Genomic DNA, 17,193 nt, shown 5'->3' with positions numbered 1-17,193 from the left:
CTCCATTCCTCGGAGTGCGCTGCAGGGTTGGCCGGCTATGCCGTACTCTCCTCCCCTCGACAACAGAACTTCTGGAGGTCGGATGGAATTCCGCGGCTTGTTCATCGGAGTAGACAACTATCAGCATCCCGAATTGAAGGCACTGAGATTTGCCAAGGCGGACGCCATCGCACTGCACGCCCTGCTCTCGGACAACTATCGGGGGTCAACCAGCCTAGTTCTGGACAGCGAAGCCACCAAGGACAGATTGCTGACAGAAATGCGACAGCTCGGACGCGACAGCGGGCCGGACGACTTCGTCATGATCACCTTTTCCGGCCACGGTACGCCAACCGCCGAGCTGGCCACCCATGACGCGGACCCGGCAAGCCTGGCCGAAACGGCTCTGCGTCTGGAAGACTTCACGGAGCTGATCAACGCGATCCCGGCGAAGAGACTGCTGGTGGCCCTGGACTGCTGCTACTCGGGTTCGGCCCTGGCGAAAGTGCTGCCGGAGCCGCAGAGCGCCTACACGAGCCGCTCCATGGAGCCCTCACCCCGGGATGTCCTGCATAGGATCACCGGAAGCGGCCGGCTCATTTTCACGGCATCCGACAAGGACCAAGAAGCGCAGGAGAGCCGGGAGCTGCGCCATGGCCTCCTGAGCTACTACCTCATTCGCGCCCTCCTCGGCGACAGGGGTCTGACCAGTGAAGGCAAGATCCCACTGACCAAGCTGACCGAATACCTGTTTACGAACATCAGTTCCCATAGGCTTGAGCTGAAGAATGAAGCTCAAGAGCCGCGCGTCGGTGGCTGGTCCGGGAGAATGAAATTCCCCGTCCTGAAGCCGGGTCCGCGCTACCTCGCTCTCGACGACTCACGGCAGCCCCCGCGCATCACCCGGGCTGTGTCGACTCTCGGCCAGTACGGGATCGATGAGGGCGTCATCGCCGCTTGGCGCCAGAAGTTCAACAAGTTGAACGAACTGCAGGTCGACGCGGTCAATGAGGCAGTGCTCCTGGACGGAAACAGCGTTCTGGTGAGCGCGCCTACGTCCGCGGGGAAGACGATGATCGGCGAGATCGCCGCGATGCGTGCCGTGGCCCAGGGCCGAAAGGCCGTCTTCCTGCTGCCCACCCGTGCCCTTGTCAACGACCAGTACGAGCGGTTCGTGGACCTGTACGGCGCCGCAGGAGTCAGGACGATCCGAGCCACAGGCGAGTTGCGGGACGATATCTCCAAGCTCTTCAAGGGCTCCTACGAACTGGCGATTCTGACCTACGAGAAGTACATCGGCCTCCTCTCCGGCCATCCCTATCTCCTGGACTCTGTCGGAGTCCTGGTGGTGGATGAGATCCACGCGCTGGGGCTGCCCGAGCGCGGACCGCAGTTGGAGATGTTGTTCACCTGGATGAAGATGCGCAGGCGCAGCGCACATGTGCCCCAGATCGTCGGACTGTCCGCCGTGCTCGGCGATGCCGACGGACTCGCGCAGTGGCTCGATGCCACGCTGGTCCGGCGTGAGGAGCGGGAGACGGTCCTGGTGGAAGGCGTCATCGGCACGGACGGGCGACTTGTCCACCGGTCGGATACCGGAGCCGATCGGCCGGAAGACGGAGAGGACCAGGCCGAACAGCTTCTACCACACCCTGTTGCTACTTTAGACCAGTTGCCGGTAGAGCTGACGGCACGACTGGTCGAGGAGGGCGATCAGGTCATTGTCTTTCGTGCCACCCGGCACGACGTCCGTACCACCGCACGGAGCCTCGCCCGACGCCTTGGCCTCCCACCCGCCGAGACCGTGATCAGCAAACTGCCCCAGGGCGACGACGGCCAGGTGAACGATCTGCTGCGCGAATGCCTGGCGAGAGGGGTCGCCTTCCATGTCTCCGACCTGAGTGACGAGGAGCGACGCCTGCTGGAGCAGTCGTTCAAGCAGCCCGGGAGCGAGCTACGGGTACTCGTCTCGACGACGACCCTCGCCCAGGGGGTCAATCTGCCGGCGGACTCCGTCGTGATCTGCGAGCTCGATCACCCCGGCGCGGGCGAACGCAAGTACTCCGTACCCGAGTACAAAAACATGGCGGGTCGCGCCGGACGCAAAGGACTCACCGAACGAGGTCGCTCCTTCGTCCTGGCCGACGGCCCCCTGGAGGCCCAGCGCATCCAACGGGATTACGTGCTTGCCGCGCCCGGCCCGATCCGGTCCGCGCTGCCCCATACGGCGGCAGATCTGCGGTCGTCCGTGCTCGCCGCGTTCGCCGGACCGGTCGCCCACCTGGGACGGTTGACCGAAGCCGGTATCGAAGAGTTCTTCGCCTGGACCTTCGCGGCCCACCAGCATCGGGCCGCCCCGACGACGGCGCCCTTCCCGGGCCCGGGCCTGAGCACTGCCGTAGCACAGTTGACCGAAAGTGGCTTCCTGGACAAGTCGGACTCCGGACTCGCTCTGACACCGCTGGGAGAGATCGTCATCCGGAGCGGTCTGGGTGTCGATTCGGTCGACGCCGTCGTCCAGGCGCTGCGAGCGGTACCCGACGACGGCATCAACCGGATGACACTCATCTGCGCGGCTCATCTCACCGCGGAATTGCACGACGTCCGCTTCGAGCAGCGCAGTCCCAAGGCGAACGCCGAGCGCAAGTCCTTCGAATCGGCGCTCAGGCGGCAGGGCGTCCATGAGGCGCTGGTCGCCCGAGTGCTGGGTGACCGGCAGCGGAACGGTGCCGGGCATGGCCGCGCCCGCAGTGCCCTCGCCTGTCTGATGTGGACGCAGGGCATGGCGCTGGCACAGATCGAGAAGGCGATCACCTTGACGCTGCCCGTCACCGCAAGGGGCACCGGCCCGGTCCGCCAGGCAGCCCGGCGGACGGCCGACGTCATGGGCGCAGTCCTGGACATTACTGCACATATGCGCCAGGCCGAGGATCTCGGCGATCTGCCGGACCTGCTGCCGGTCCAGCTCGAACTGGGTATCCCCAAGGAGTTCGTGCCGCTCGCCCGACATGCGGAGCGTAATATTCCGCGCCCGGTGTATCTCAGCCTTCTCCGTGAAGGGTTCGAGACCGTCGATGCGATCGGCGGCGGAGACCATGCCCTTCTGCTGGCCGCGGTCGGCGGCGACGACTTCTTGCTGCGTACCCTGCTGGACGCGGCCGCCGCCGCCCGGGCCGAGGCCGACCGACCTGATCTCAGTGATCTGCTTCCGCTGCCGGTGGACTGATCACCGAACGGCTCGCACCTGCCTTGCCGGGTACAAGCGCAAGTGCAGGTCCGGCCGGAAGGGTGTCAACTCCCAGCCGAGTCCGTACGAGCGGTTCGGTTTCAGGTCGGTGAACGTGGCGTGGGCCTCTCCCACCGCGTCGACATCCACTGCACTGCGGCGGAGCGAGGTATCTCCGGCCTCCAGCGGGAGTTCGTCCTCGAGACGCCATACCCGGTGCGGCAGTGGACATCCGTCGAAACGGACCGTGAGATCGAACCGCTCACACGGCATCCTGGGCGTGCACACGTAGTACGGTGCGAGCACCTTCCCACCAGGCGCCGAGGTGCGGAACGTCAGGGCATGACTGCGCCCCGCATCGAGCGCATGAGGAAGTCGTACCCGAATTCCCAGCCTGGTGGCTGACAGCCACGCAGACCCGGACGACGTGCCGCCCTGGAGCACGGTGATCGAGATACCTCCGGGGTCGACCGCAGGCGTCTCCATGCCTGCGGTCGCGAAGGTGGATGAATGGGAGATGTCCATCAATCCGTCCTGGTGACTCACGATGCGTCGTTCTTCGATGACCTCCGCTCCTTGGGAACCGAGGAGAACAAGTGTCTTGAGGCTTCTGAGATGCCAAGGTGTTTCGGGGCGCCCGGGTCGCGGGGGAACCACGGCCGCCATCGCCTCCTCGGCGAGGCGCTCGAACGCCTCATCGACCCGCCGACGCGCCGTGCGTGCGTCACGGCCGAGTTCCACGGCGATCCTTCGCAGCCTGCGCTCGAATCGCTCGGTGCCCGAGCCATCGAGTGCGAGGGCGACCCTGCTGTAGAAGGACAGATCGAAGGGGAGGGCGCAGGTCCACTCCTGCAGACAGGATTTGATCTTCTCGCGCTGCCTGGCCGGATTGTCCTCGGCGGCCACGCCCGCGATGTACCGCAGTGCGCTACCGGCACGCGCCAGCACATGAGGGTCCTCCACACCGAATCCTCTACGGAGATTCTTGAGTTCCGAAAGAACCTCCGCCGCGCTGAACTCCATCTCGCACCCTTTCCGTTGCTGCACCAGCTCCCTATTCCTTCGCCGACGTATCGGACCACGCCATACGTACCCGGGCTTCCCCCACCATGACGGGTGACAGCGGAGAAAGGACCTCATCAGCACGCGCCCATTGCTCGACCGCTTCGGCATGCCGTCCGGATGCAGCGTGAATATTACCCAGCCCGGCCAGCGCCCGAGCCTTCTCATAGCAGCTCCCGAACCGCTCGGCCTGGCTGGCGGCCAGGTCGTACTGGAAAGCAGCGGCCTCATGGTCGCCGGCCCTGAAGTGCGCCCATGCAATGCAATTGGTCGACATCACCACGTCCAGCCAGAGATCCAGAGTACGAAACACTTCGCGAGCGTGCTTCGCATGGCGAACCGAATCCGCGTACAGATCGAGCTCCGACTCCGTCAGCGCGATACCGCGGAGTGTGATGGCCGCGTTTCTTTCGTTTCCCATGCGTCGATAGTGGCTCAGCGCCACACACAAGCCGCGCAATGCGTTCTCGGGCTCCCCCCGGTAGAGATCCGCCCATGCGAGGTTACACAGAGCATCGACGATGCCACGCTCGTCGTTCAGCTCCCGGAAGATCTCCAGAGCCTCTTGATACTGCTCGACAGCGGCGGCCAGATCCCCTCGATCCACGTATCCGATTCCGAGATTGCTGAGAGATATCGCCAACCCCCGCCGATGCTTTGACGCCCGGGCCGTGTCAACCGCGACCAGATGGGTCTCGATCCAGGGATCCCACAATTTGTTGAGAAAGAAGTACTCCCGCAGTGCAAATGCCAACTGCCAGCACCGACTGTGCAGCCCGCGCGCGGCGGCCAAATGGCACATCCCCACCAGCCCGGCCCACTCCGCGGCGATCCAGTCGAGCGCGGACTGGCGGCCGGCGAACTTCTCATGGTCCGAGGGTTCCGCTGCCGAGTGCGGTACTCGATAGCGATGCGGGGTGAGGAGCGCGTTGCTCTCCCCGATCCACAGCAACGCGTGATCGAGCAGTCGTTGCACGGAAGCGTCCTGGGCACGCTCGGAGACCCCGGGAAGAACGCTGCCGCGGGCGAAATCACGGACGAGGTCGTGGAGAGTGATTCGATCGGCCGTGACATAAGTCACCAGATGAGCGTCGCTCAGCCGGTCCATCAGGCTTCGCGCCAGCAGCGGATCTATACCCGCGAGGGCGGCTACACTCCCGATGGACATCTCCGGCCCCGGATAGAGGGCCAACAGGGCGAAAAGGCGCCGCTGTTCACCAGTGAGCGCACGACAGGACACCGTCAAGGCCGCCGCGACACTGCGCTCGCCGTCGTCGAGCACGCCGAGCCGGGACTTCTCATCGGCGAGCAGGGTCTCAAGGTCTCTGGGTGTCCAGGCCGAGTTGCCCCGGAACCTGGCCGCCGCTATACGGATCGCCAGCGGCAGCCCACCGCAGTGCGCCACGATACGAGTGACGGTGTCATGGTCCGCGCGATCAGCACGGGGACCACCGGCGGAGCGGAAGAGCGCGATTCCTTCTTCCTTCGCAAGCACATCCACCGATAAATAAATCGCATCGTCAAGGGCATGAAGTCGATTCCGGCTGGTGATAATAACCCTGCACTTCTGTTCTGCCGGAAGTAACGGAATGACCTGTGCAGCGCTGCAAACGTTGTCGAAGAAGATCAGTATCCTTTTTCCCCGTGCAGTGCTGCGGTATAGATTTGCCCGGGCGTCAACCCCCGGCGGAATGCGCTGGCCTGTCACTCCGAGCAGTCTGAGCAACGCATCGAGTGCGGCGTGGGGTGTGATTTCCCGCCCGCCCGGGGTGTCCCCGCCGAGGTTGAGAAACAGGCACCCGTCGGGAAACGACTCCACCACATTCCAGATTCCGCGCAGTGCCAGGGCAGTCTTGCCCACTCCTGCCATGCCGCTGATCAGGCATACATTTCCGCTGGTATCGTCATTGACGAACGAAGCGATATCTTCCAGTTCCTTCGACCGCCCGATGAAGTAACCTGTCGCCGGCGGCAGCCCATTGAGCGCAAGGGCGGTCGGTAAAGTTGACGACTCATCCTGCTTGCTGGACGCCAACTCGGCCAACTCTCCACCGGCACCTAACTCCCTGTCACATGCTTGAGCAAGAACAGGACTTCCGGTGGACCTACCCGTTTCCACCTTGCTTAGGTGCCCCTTGCTGTAGTGCACACGCTGAGCCATTTCAGAGATCGATATCCGGGCTTCTTTGCGCCTGCGTCGGAGCTCACTCCCGAAATTGATCGGATCATTCATCAAGATTAGTTCAGTCCTCTCCATGTTTAAGGTGTGTATTTTGTCGCGAGACGGTCGCCGCGGCGATGGGTATGCATGGACCCTCATTCCCCACACGAAATGTATCGAACGGAAGTGCGAGGGTGTCCTCATGTTCCCCCGGCACGGAAACAGCATCCCGTTATCCGGTCACCGATGGAATAGGTTTCCTGTTTCCAGTGGCGATAGGAAACCCGTGAAAGTGAGACAAGATATCCCTGATGTAGAGAATGCTATAGATTGCCCGAACTTGGGCGCCTGTCAAGAAGACAGCACTCCATGTCCGGGTGCGAAGCACAGACCCCCAGGATCGTTTGACGTCAACCTTCACCCGCCTCGGGGCGATTTTTGCCGCTTCATGGCCGCCGATAGAAGTTCCCTTGCCGCTGAGCGGGAGACGGACGGTCCGCTTTGTCGCGCCCCGCTGGGCCTGCGCCGTAACGAGGCCTGTCTGTCAGGCTGCTGCGATGCCTTGGCAGAGAGAGCCCCGTCGTGATGAGCCTTCCCGAACGCTGTCCACAGGATGGTTCGCACGGCATCGCCATCGACCTGAACGGCCACACCGTCGACGTTGTCGGACTCAGCACCGGAATCCCCAACGACGGCTTCGATCACGCGCCTTCGCCAACTCCGCCGGCACCCGGGCCGAGGTTCAGAAATTCGACTATGGGGTACAGCTCACCCCGTCGCCTGATGAGTGAGTTCGGTGTCCTCAAGAGCTGCGCCGACCGACTGCTCAGCGACGGCAATTGGCGTCGCCAGACACGGTTGCGACAGTCGGCCACGCTCCATACACCGACACCGACGGCGAGCCGCGCCCCCTGCCGCCTTACCGCTCCACTTTATGCGTCGCCTGCGTCTCCTGGCTTGTCAAAGAGGCCTCTCCCACTACGAGGTCCGGCGCGCCCCCGGTCACGAAAACTTCCAGACCACCCAGCGCTCCCCACACCCTCCGGCCTGACGCCAACCGGGCCGTCCTCGGAGCCTGGGAGCGGCTTGAGTCGCCCCTGGCCCCCCGTAGTGAGCACGTGAACCGGCCCCTTCTTCTCGCTACCGGAGCGAGAAGAAGGGGCCGGTTCGTTATTCGCCGTGTCGCAGGAAACGCCCGGAGAAGCCGTCTGTCGAGGGCCGCACTCACCTTCCGTAACGGATATCCGCTGGTCAGCGCGGCGTCAGACCATGATCAACGAGCGTCAAGATATCGCCCGTAACGCCCACAACGCATATAATGCGCATCGGCAAAACCGCAGCTCAGCCGGCCTTCTTCACCGGCTCCAGGATCGCCACGCACTCCACGTGGTGCGTCATCGGGAAGAGGTCGAAGGCCCGCAGCGTCCGTACCCGGTAACCGGCCTCGCCGAAGGAGGCGAGGTCCCGGGCGAGGGCGGCCGGGTCGCAGGCGACGTACGCGATGCGGCGGGCGCCCAGCGCGGCGAGGTGCTCCACCGTGCGGCGCCCGGCACCCGCTCGCGGAGGGTCGAGGACGACCAGGTCGGCCTCGGTGATGCCGGTACGGGGCAGCACCTGCTCCACCTTGCCCTGCTCCACCCGTACCCGCGGGAAGTCCCGCAGATTGTGCCGCGCGTCCTCGACGGCCCGCTTGCCCGACTCGATGCCGAGGACGGCTCCCCGCTCACCGACCCGGTCGGCCAACGCGCCCGCGAACAGGCCGACCCCGCAGTAGAGGTCGAGCGCGGTGTCGCCCTTGCGGGGCAGCAGCCCCTGCATCACGGCCTTGACGAGCGTGTCCGCCGCCTTGGGGTGCACCTGCCAGAAGCCGCCGTTGCCCACCCGGTGCGTGCGCTCGTCGGCCCGTTCGCGGACGAAGGGGCGGCCGTGGACGCGGTGCACCCCGCCGTCGTGTTCGTCGACGCGCAGCACGGACACCGGCCGGTCCAGCTCGACCAGCGGGAGCCGGGCCCCGGGGCGGGGGGTCAGGATCACCTGACGGTCCTGGGAGCCGGTCGCGGCGATCGCCTCGACCGAGGCCATGCCCGGCCAGCTACGGGCTTCGATGCCCAGTTCGGTCACGCCCTCCGCGGCGATCATGCAGTGGTCGATCGGCTCGACGTCGTGCGAGCGGTGCCGGCGCAGCCCCGCCCGGCCCTCCTCGTCGACCGCGTACTGCACCCGGGTGCGCCACGCGGGGACCTCGCCGACGGGCAGCTTGTCGCCCTCGGCGGGCATCACCGTGCCGTCCCAGCCGACGTCCTCGGGCGTGAGGCCCGCGAGGCGCTGGAGCTGTTCGGCGATGACCTCGCCCTTGAGACGCCGCTGGGCGCCGGGCTTCGCGTGCTGCCAGTCGCAGCCGCCGCAGCGGCCCGGGCCGGAGAACGGGCACGGTGCGGTCACCCGGTCCTTGGAGGGGTCCCGCACCTCCACGGCGTCCGCGCGCAGGAACCGGGAGTCGTCGTCGCCGTCCGTGACGCGGGCGAGCACCCGCTCGCCGGGGAGCGCGTGGCGAACGAAGAGCACCCGGCCGTCCTCGGTGCGGGCGACGCAGTGGCCACCGTGGGCGACCGGTCCGACCTCGACCTCGTACTCCTGGCCCACCAGCGATTTCTTAGGTTCTGCCTGCATGGCGGGGTGACTCCACAAGAGGTGAGGGAAGACTGCGGGACAACAGCCCACCAGTCTACGTCCCCGGTGCGGGTGCAGCGGGCCGTCACCGTACGGAGCGAGGCCGTCCCGCCGGCTCAGTCCTTGCCGGTGGGCTCCTTGGCGCGCTTCTCGACGGGGCCCCGCCGCACCGCGCCGGGGGCGTTCCACTCCTGGCGCCTGCGGGCCCGCTTCTTCGCCGCCTCGGAGGACTCCAGCTGGTAGGGCACCGAGGTCACCATCACTCCGGGGGTGAACAGGAGCCGTCCCTTGAGCCGCAGTGCGCTCTGGTTGTGGAGCAGGTGCTCGTACCAGTGGCCCACCACGTACTCGGGGATGATCACGCTCACCGCCTCCCGCGGCGACTCCCGGCGCAGCCCCTTCACGTACTCGATGACGGGCCGGGTGACCTCGCGGTAGGGCGAGTCGAGGACCTTGAGGGGGACGTCTATGCCGCGGCGGTCCCACTCGTCCTTGAGGGCCTTGGTCTCCGTCGGGTCGACGTTGACGCTCAGCGCCTCCAGGGTGTCGGAGCGCATCAGTTTGGCGTAGGACAGGGCCCGCAGGGTGGGGCGGTGGAGCTTGGAGACCAGGACGATGGAGTGCACCCGGGAGGGCCGCACCACGTCGTCGGTGGGCTCCTCGGGGGCGCTGATCTCCTCGGCGACCCGGTCGTAGTGGCGGCGGATCGCGGTCATCGTCGCGTAGAAGATCACCATGCCGAGGAGGGCGACCCAGGCGCCGTGCGTGAACTTGGTGACCAGGACGACGACGAGCACCAGGCCGGTGAAGAAGGCGCCGAAGGCGTTGATGGCCCGGGACCGTTTCATGTGACGGCGCCGGTCCGTGTCGCGCTCGGTGCGCAGGAGCCGGTTCCAGTGCCGCACCATGCCGGTCTGGCTGAGGGTGAAGGAGACGAAGACGCCGACGATGTAGAGCTGGATCAGTCGGGTGGAGTCGGCGCCGTAGACGACGACGAGGAGGGCGGCGGCACCGGCGAGGAGGACGATCCCGTTGGAGAAGGCGAGCCGGTCGCCGCGGGTGTGCAGCTGGCGCGGCAGGTAGCGGTCCTGGGCGAGGATCGAGCCGAGCAGCGGGAACCCGTTGTACGCGGTGTTCGCGGCCAGGAACAGGACCAGCGCGGTCGCGGCGGCGAGCACCACGAAGAGGAAGGTGCCGTCCCCGAAGACGGCGGCGGCGACCTGCGAGATCACCGGGTCCTGGACGTAGGAGTCGCCGACCGGGGCGCCGTCGTGGACCAGGTCCTTGGCCGGGTTCTCGGCCATCCGCACGTCGGAGGCCATGGCGAGGCCGATGATCCCGCAGAACATGGTGACGGCGAGCAGGCCCATCAGGGCCAGGGTGGTCGCCGCGTTCTTGGACTTGGGCTTGCGGAACGCGGGCACGCCGTTGCTGATCGCTTCGACGCCGGTGAGCGCGGCGCAGCCCGAGGAGAAGGCCCGCAGCAGCAGGAAGACCAGGGCGAAGCCGGCGAGTCCCTGGTGTTCGGCCTGGATCTCGAAGCCGGCGGTGGGCGCCTTGAGGTCGTCGTCGAGGACGAGGCCCCGGAACGCGCCCCAGGCGATCATGGTGAAGACCGCGGTGACGAAGACGTAGGTGGGGATGGCGAAGAGCTTCCCCGACTCCCTGACGCCGCGGAGGTTCATCAGGGTGAGCAGCACGATCATGCTGACCGCGACGAGCACCTTGTTCTCGACCACGAACGGGATCGCCGAGCCCAGGTTCTCCACGCCGGAGGAGATGGACACGGCGACGGTGAGGACGTAGTCGACGAGCAGCGCGCTGGCGACCGTGAGGCCGGCCTTGGGGCCGAGGTTGGTGGTGGCGACCTCGTAGTCCCCGCCGCCGCTGGGGTAGGCGTGCACGTTCTGCCGGTACGACGCGACCACCGTGAACATCAGGACGACGACCGCGAGGGCGATCCACGGGCTGAAGTGGTACGCCGACACGCCCGCGATGGAGAGCACCAGCAGCACCTCGCCCGGCGCGTACGCCACGGAGGAGAGCGGGTCGGACGCGAAGACGGGGAGTGCGATGCGCTTGGGTAGGAGCGTCTCCCCCAACCGGTCACTGCGCAGGGCGCGCCCGATCAGAAGCCGTTTGGGCACGTCGGTCAGTTTGGACACGCAGAGGATCGTATGCGTTCGAACGGGGGGCCGCCCACCCACCACCCCAGAACTCGTGGTGACGATTCGTCGCCGGTTCCCGGCCGTGCGGGAGGGAGCCGTGGGGCGACCGCGCGTGTGTGGCTTCGGCCCCGGTCTGAGACCCTGTAAAGCCTGAGTCGTCACGATCGGCGGGGACTTGGCAAAGCCCGGGTCAAGCCCGGGTCAAGTCCGCAGGCCCCCGGCCCGCGCCCGTTCGCCGACGACTCCACGGGGCCGTGCGCGCGTCCCGTCCGTCACCGATGCCGGACAACCGCGGCGCCGTGACCGACGTCAACAACTTCAGCGACACCATACGAATCCAGCCAGTCAGCAAGTCATCCAGTTCGCACGAGTTCACCAGTTCCACTAGTTCCACTAGTTCAGCGAGAGATCGACAGTCGGAAGGACGGTCGTGCACATCGTCATCATGGGCTGCGGCAGAGTGGGTTCCGCTCTCGCCCAGACCCTGGAGCAGCAGGGGCACACGGTCGCCGTGATCGACCGGGACCCCACCGCCTTCCGGCGCCTGGGCTCCGGGTTCGGCGGACGGCGCGTCACGGGCATCGGTTTCGACCAGGACACCCTGCGGGAGGCCGGCATCGAGGAGGCGGGCGCCTTCGCGGCCGTGTCCAGCGGCGACAACTCCAACATCATCGCGGCCCGGGTGGCGCGTGAGATGTTCGGCATCGAACACGTCGCGGCCCGCATCTACGACCCGCGCCGGGCGGAGGTGTACCAGCGCCTCGGCATCCCGACCGTCGCCACGGTCCGTTGGACCGCCGACCAGATGCTGCGGCGGCTGCTGCCCTCCGGCGCCGAGCCGCTGTGGCGGGACCCGACCGGTGGGGTGCAGCTCGCCGAGGTGCACACCCCCACCTCGTGGGTGGGCCACAAGATCAGCCGCCTCCAGGACGAGACGGGGGTGCGGGTGGCGTTCCTCACCCGGCTGGGCGAGGCGATCCTGCCGACCTCGCAGACCGTGCTCCAGGAAGGTGACCTGGTGCACGTGGTGATGCGCCCGGACGACGTCGACAAGGTGGAGGCCGCGTTCGCCGAGGGCCCCGAGGAAGAAGGCGGTCACTGATGAGGGTCGCCATTGCGGGAGCGGGGGCGGTGGGTCGTTCCATCGCCGGTGAACTGCTGGAGAACGGTCACGAGATCCTGCTGATCGACAAGGCGCCGACCGCGATCTCGGTCGAGCGCGTGCCCCGGGCGGAGTGGCTGCTCGCCGACGCCTGCGAGATCACCTCGCTGGACGAGGCGGCGCTCCAGCGCTGCAACGTGGTCATCGCCGCCACCGGTGACGACAAGGTGAACCTGGTCGTCTCCTTGCTCGCGAAGACGGAGTACGGCGTTCCGCGGGTGGTCGCCCGGGTGAACAACCCCAAGAACGAGTGGCTGTTCAACGAGTCCTGGGGCGTGGACGTCGCCGTCTCGACGCCCCGGCTGATGTCGGCGCTGGTGGAGGAGGCGGTGAGCGTCGGCGACCTGGTCCGGTTGCTGCGCTTCAGCCACGGTGACGCCAACCTGGTCGAGCTGACGCTGCCCCCGGAGTCGGCGCTCGCCGGCACCCGGGTCGGTGACGTGGCGTGGCCGCAGGACACCTCCCTGGTGACGATCATCCGCGGCACCCGGGTCCTCGCCCCCACCCAGGAGGACTCGCTGGAGGCGGGCGACGAGTTGCTGTTCGTCGCGGCCCAGGCCCGCGAGGAACAGTTGGAGGACCTGTTGTCGGTGCGGCGCGACCCCGACGAGGACTGAGCCCGCGCCCCGGACGGGGCTGGACGTGCGTGAGGGGCGCCCGGGATGGTTCCGGGCGCCCCTCACGCGGTGCTCGTTCGTGCTGCGGAGCCGTTCCTACTGCGGGGTGCTATCCCGCGGTGTTCTCGCCGGCGGCCTTCGCCTCGGCCTTCTCGGCCTTGGCCGCCTTCTCTGCGGCTTCCCGCTCCTCCATCTCGGCGAACACGTCGATCGGGGCGGGCGCCTTCGCGAGGAAGACCCAGGTCAGCCAGACCGCCAGCAGGAACGGCGGGATCTTCAGGGCGACCAGGACCCAGCCGAGCTGGGTGGTGTCGGCCCACCAGTAGAGCGGGAAGAGGATCGCGGACTTGGCCAGCAGGATGCCGCCCCAGGCGTAGCTCGCCTTGGCGTACGCCTTCTTGCGGCCGGGGTTGCGGGTCCGCCAGGAGAGGTTCTCCTTGAAGACCGGGCCGAGGACCAGTCCCATCAGGGGGACGCCCGCCAGGGTGGTGATGACGTAGGCGAGGCCGAGGCCGAGCGTGTAGAGCATGCCCGGCAGGTAGAAGTCCTTGGCGTTGCCGGTCATCATCGCGAAGACCACGCCGAAGGCGACCCCGAAGACACCGCTGAACGCGTGCTTGACGGTGTCCTTCCTCACCAGCCGGACCACGACCATCAGCACCGAGACCACCAGGGCCGCGATCGCGGAGAGGTGCAGGTCCTTGTTGATCGTGTAGATGGTGACGAAGAGCAGTCCGGGAACGACCGTCTCGACCATCCCCCGGACCCCGCCGAACGCCTCGAAGAGCGCCGCCTCGGTCACGGTCCTGGAGTCCTCGCCCGCGGCGCCGTCGGAGGCCGTGGGCCCCGCGCCGTCCGGGGTGGGCTTCCGGTGGTCGGTCGGTTTGTCGAGGGACGTCACCGGCTACTCCCGTCCAAGGGGTCTGAGTTCGTACTTCGGGTTGAAGAGCACCCGGCGGCCCCGGCTCATCGCGACCCGGCCGGACGCGATGAGCTTGCGTCCCGGTTCGATCCCGACGATGGAGCGCCTGCCCAGCCAGACCACGTCGAGCGCGGCCGAACCGTCGAAGAGCTCCGCTTCCAAGGCGGGCACCCCCGCCCGGGGGCGGAGGGTGACCGTGCGCAAGGTACCAGTAACGGTAACGATCTGACGGTCCTGGCAGTCACCGATGCGGATGCAGCCGGTCGTCTCGGCGTCCTCGCGCAGTTCCTCGGACTCCAGGTCCTCCTGGGACGCCGATATGTCCGCGAGCCGGCCGAGCATGCGCCGGAACCTGCCCGTCGGCTTCTCGGAACGTGGAGCACTCATAGGGGAAGGGTACCCAGTCCCCGGTGCCGACCGCCCGGGCTCGGGCCCCGGCACCCTCGGCGGGTGCGGCGGTCACCTTTCGAACCGGTACCCCATCCCCGGTTCGGTGATGAAGTGCCGGGGGTGGGAGGGGTCGGCCTCCAGCTTCCGCCGGAGCTGGGCCATGTAGACCCGCAGGTAGTTGGTCTCGGTGCCGTAGGAAGGTCCCCAGACCTCCTGGAGCAGTTGCTTCTGGCTCACCAGACGCCCGGCGTTGCGCACCAGCACCTCCAGCAGGTGCCACTCGGTGGGGGTGAGTCGCACGTCCCGGCCGGCCCGGTTGACCTTCTTCGCGACGAGGTCGACGGTGAAGTCCTCCGTCTCGACCACCACGTCGTCGTCGCCGCCCCCGGTCGGTTCCGCCCGGCGCACCGCCGCGCGCAGCCGGGCCAGGAGTTCGTCCATCCCGAACGGCTTGGTCACGTAGTCGTCGGCGCCCGCGTCCAGCGCCTCCACCTTCTCGTCGGAGCTGTGCCGCGCGGACAGCACCAGGATCGGCACCCGGGTCCACCCCCGCAGCCCCCTGATCACCTCCACCCCGTCCATGTCGGGCAGCCCGAGGTCGAGGACGATGACGTCGGGGTGGCGGGCGGCGGCGAGCTGGAGTGCGGTGGCGCCGTCGGGGGCGGCGTCCACCTCGTACTTCCGGGCCTTGAGGTTGATCACGAGCGCGCGGACGATCTGGGGTTCGTCGTCGACCACGAGCACCCGGGTCATGAGCGCCTGCCTTTCTGGTGGGCCGTGGCCCGGGTGACCGGGACCGGTTCGCCCGGGGCCGGGGCGGCCGGGGCGGGGTGCCCGGTCACGAGGTGACCTGGGCGGGGAGTTCCGGCCGCGGCCGGGAGCGGCCGGCCGCGGCGGTGAGGGTGAGGACCATGGTGAGGCCGCCGCCGGGGGTGTCCTCGGTGGCGAGGGTGCCCCCCATGGCCTCGGCGAAGCCGCGGGCGACGGCGAGGCCGAGGCCGACCCCGGCGCCGCGCGGAGCGTCCCCGTAGCGTTGGAAGGGTTCGAAGATGCGGTCCTTGGCCTCGTCGGGGACGCCGGGGCCGCGGTCCACCACGCGCAGTTCGACCCGTTCGCCCAGGGTGCTCGCGGCGACCAGGACGCGCTGGCCCTCGGGGCTGTACTTGACGGCGTTCTCGACGACGTTGGCGACGGCGCGCTCCAGCAGTCCGGGGTCGACGCGGACCATCGGCAGCGCTTCGGGGATGTCCAGGCAGACGCTGCCCTCGGGCACGCCGACGAGCGCCATCGGCACCACCTCGTCGAGGTCGACCTCGCGGATCAGGGGTTGGACGGTGCCGGTCTGGAGGCGGGACATGTCGAGGAGGTTCCCGACGAGGTTGTCCAGCCGGTCGGCGCCCTCCTCGATCGCGGCCAGCAGTTCCGCCTCGTCCTCCTCGGACCAGGCGACGTCGTCGGAGCGCAGCGAGGACACGGCGGCCTTGATGGCGGCGAGCGGGGTGCGCAGGTCGTGGCTGACCGCGGCGAGCAGCGCGGTGCGGATGCGGTTGCCCTCGGCCAGGGCGCGGGCCCGGTCGGCCTCCTCCTGGAGGCGTTGGCGGTCGAGGACGACGGCGGCCTGCGCGGCGAAGGCGGCGAGCACCCGTCGGTCCTCCGCGGGCAGCACCCGCCCGGACAGCGCCAGCGCCATGTCGTCCCCGACGGGTACGTCGACGTCGGCGTCCTCGGGGCGCTTCACGGGCGCGGGGCCGACGCTGCCGGCGCAGGTCCAGGGGGCGACCTCGTCCTCGCGTTCCAGCAGGGCGACGGATTCCATGGCGAAGGTCTCGCGGACCCGGTCGAGCAGCGCGTCGAGGGAGGTCTCGCCGCGCAGGACGCTACCGGCGAGGAAGGAGAGGATCTCCGACTCGGCGCGCAGCCGGGCCGCCTGGTGGGTGCGGCGGGCCGCCAGGTCCACCACCGAGGCGACCGCCACGGCCACCCCGACGAAGATCACTATGGCGACGATGTTCTTGGGGTCGGCGATGGTGACGCGGTGCAGCGGCGGGGTGAAGAACCAGTTCAGCAGGAAGGAACCGAACGCGGCGGACGCCAGCGCCGGGAGCAGTCCGCCGAGCAGGGCGGCGGCCACCGTCAGGGAGAGGAACAGGAGCATGTCGTTGGCGAGCCCGAGGTCCGCGTCGACGTTGGTCAGCGTCAGGGCCAACAGCACCGGGCCGCCCACGCCGACGAGCCAGCCCCAGATGATCCGTTGCCGGCCGAGGCGGGCGGCGCCGCGCGCCACGGGCAGCCCGCGGCCCTTGGCGACCTCTTCGTGGGTGACGATGTGCACGTCGAGGTCGGGTCCGGACTCCCGGGCGACGGTGGCGCCGACGCCGGGGCCGAAGACGTACTGCCAGGTCCGGCGGCGCGAGGAGCCGAGCACGATCTGGGTGGCGTTGACCCCGCGGGCGAACTCCAGGAGCGCGGAGGGCACGTCGTCCCCGATGACGTGGTGGAAGGTGCCGCCGAGGTCCTCCACCAGGGTGCGTTGGACGGTGAGTTCCTTGGGGGAGGCGGCGGTGAGGCCGTCACTGCGGGAGATGTAGACCGCGAGGACCTCACCCCCCGCGCCCTTCTCCGCCAGCCGCGCGGCACGCCGTATCAACGTGCGCCCCTCCGGCCCGCCGGTCAGTCCCACGACGATGCGTTCACGGGCCTGCCAGGTGCTGCGGATGTTGTGTTCGCCGCGGTACTGCTGGAGGTATTCGTCGACGCGGTCGGCGACCCACAACAACGCCAACTCCCGCAACGCCGTCAGGTTCCCCGGCCGGAAGTAGTTCGACAACGCCGCATC

Annotated in this window: 11 protein-coding genes; 3 read left to right on the top strand and 8 right to left on the bottom strand. The window is 67.9% G+C overall.

The window, feature by feature from the left end; genetic code table 11:
• The first annotated feature begins 82 nt into the window (after positions 1-82).
• Complete coding sequence (locus ACFWIA_RS02170) at positions 83-3,205, top strand: DEAD/DEAH box helicase (RefSeq protein ID WP_386999511.1); 3,123 nt, start codon at positions 83-85, stop codon at positions 3,203-3,205.
• On the opposite strand, the gene ACFWIA_RS02165 is transcribed toward ACFWIA_RS02170, so the two are convergent.
• The 4 genes from ACFWIA_RS02165 to ACFWIA_RS02150 form a co-directional block, all read right to left on the bottom strand.
• Positions 3,206-4,228, bottom strand: a complete 1,023-nt coding sequence (locus ACFWIA_RS02165) for a hypothetical protein (RefSeq protein WP_386999509.1) — start codon at positions 4,226-4,228, stop codon at positions 3,206-3,208.
• A gap of 31 nt (positions 4,229-4,259) precedes the next feature.
• Positions 4,260-6,500, bottom strand: a complete 2,241-nt coding sequence (locus tag ACFWIA_RS02160; protein WP_386999507.1) for an ATP-binding protein — start codon at positions 6,498-6,500, stop codon at positions 4,260-4,262.
• Between the two features lie 1,269 nt (positions 6,501-7,769).
• Positions 7,770-9,098 (bottom strand): class I SAM-dependent RNA methyltransferase, encoded by a 1,329-nt coding sequence (locus ACFWIA_RS02155; protein ID WP_386999505.1) that lies wholly within the window; start codon positions 9,096-9,098, stop codon positions 7,770-7,772.
• A 116-nt stretch (positions 9,099-9,214) separates the two neighbouring features.
• Positions 9,215-11,263 (bottom strand): APC family permease, encoded by a 2,049-nt coding sequence (locus ACFWIA_RS02150; RefSeq protein ID WP_386999503.1) that lies wholly within the window; start codon positions 11,261-11,263, stop codon positions 9,215-9,217.
• 433 nt (positions 11,264-11,696) lie between these two features.
• Here ACFWIA_RS02150 and ACFWIA_RS02145 point away from each other — a divergent pair, with 433 nt between their 5' ends.
• Both ACFWIA_RS02145 and ACFWIA_RS02140 read left to right on the top strand, forming a co-directional pair.
• On the top strand, positions 11,697-12,368 hold the full coding sequence (locus ACFWIA_RS02145) for a potassium channel family protein (RefSeq protein ID WP_386999500.1): 672 nt from the start codon (positions 11,697-11,699) through the stop codon (positions 12,366-12,368).
• Entirely contained in the window at positions 12,368-13,045 is a 678-nt protein-coding gene (locus ACFWIA_RS02140) for a potassium channel family protein (RefSeq protein ID WP_385488462.1), read from the top strand. The genes ACFWIA_RS02145 and ACFWIA_RS02140 overlap by 1 nt, the downstream gene beginning before the upstream one ends.
• A gap of 109 nt (positions 13,046-13,154) precedes the next feature.
• On the opposite strand, the gene ACFWIA_RS02135 is transcribed toward ACFWIA_RS02140, so the two are convergent.
• The 4 genes from ACFWIA_RS02135 to ACFWIA_RS02120 all read right to left on the bottom strand — a co-directional run.
• Positions 13,155-13,946 (bottom strand): DUF3159 domain-containing protein, encoded by a 792-nt coding sequence (locus ACFWIA_RS02135; RefSeq protein ID WP_386999498.1) that lies wholly within the window; start codon positions 13,944-13,946, stop codon positions 13,155-13,157.
• Positions 13,947-13,949: 3 nt separating this feature from the next.
• Positions 13,950-14,354 carry an OB-fold nucleic acid binding domain-containing protein gene (locus ACFWIA_RS02130; RefSeq protein WP_386999496.1) on the bottom strand — a complete coding sequence of 135 codons (405 nt, stop codon included), beginning with the start codon at positions 14,352-14,354 and terminating at the stop codon, positions 13,950-13,952.
• Between the two features lie 72 nt (positions 14,355-14,426).
• Entirely contained in the window at positions 14,427-15,110 is a 684-nt protein-coding gene (locus ACFWIA_RS02125) for a response regulator (RefSeq protein WP_385488469.1), read from the bottom strand.
• A gap of 85 nt (positions 15,111-15,195) precedes the next feature.
• Positions 15,196-17,193, bottom strand: a 1,998-nt coding sequence (locus ACFWIA_RS02120) for an ATP-binding protein (protein WP_386999494.1), incomplete at its 5' end; no start/stop codon positions are given.

The organism is Streptomyces sp. NPDC127068, from assembly GCF_042724695.1.
Classification (GTDB): domain Bacteria; phylum Actinomycetota; class Actinomycetes; order Streptomycetales; family Streptomycetaceae; genus Streptomyces.
Note: the sequence above shows the minus strand (reverse complement) of the source record. Positions and strands in the feature narration are given on the sequence as shown.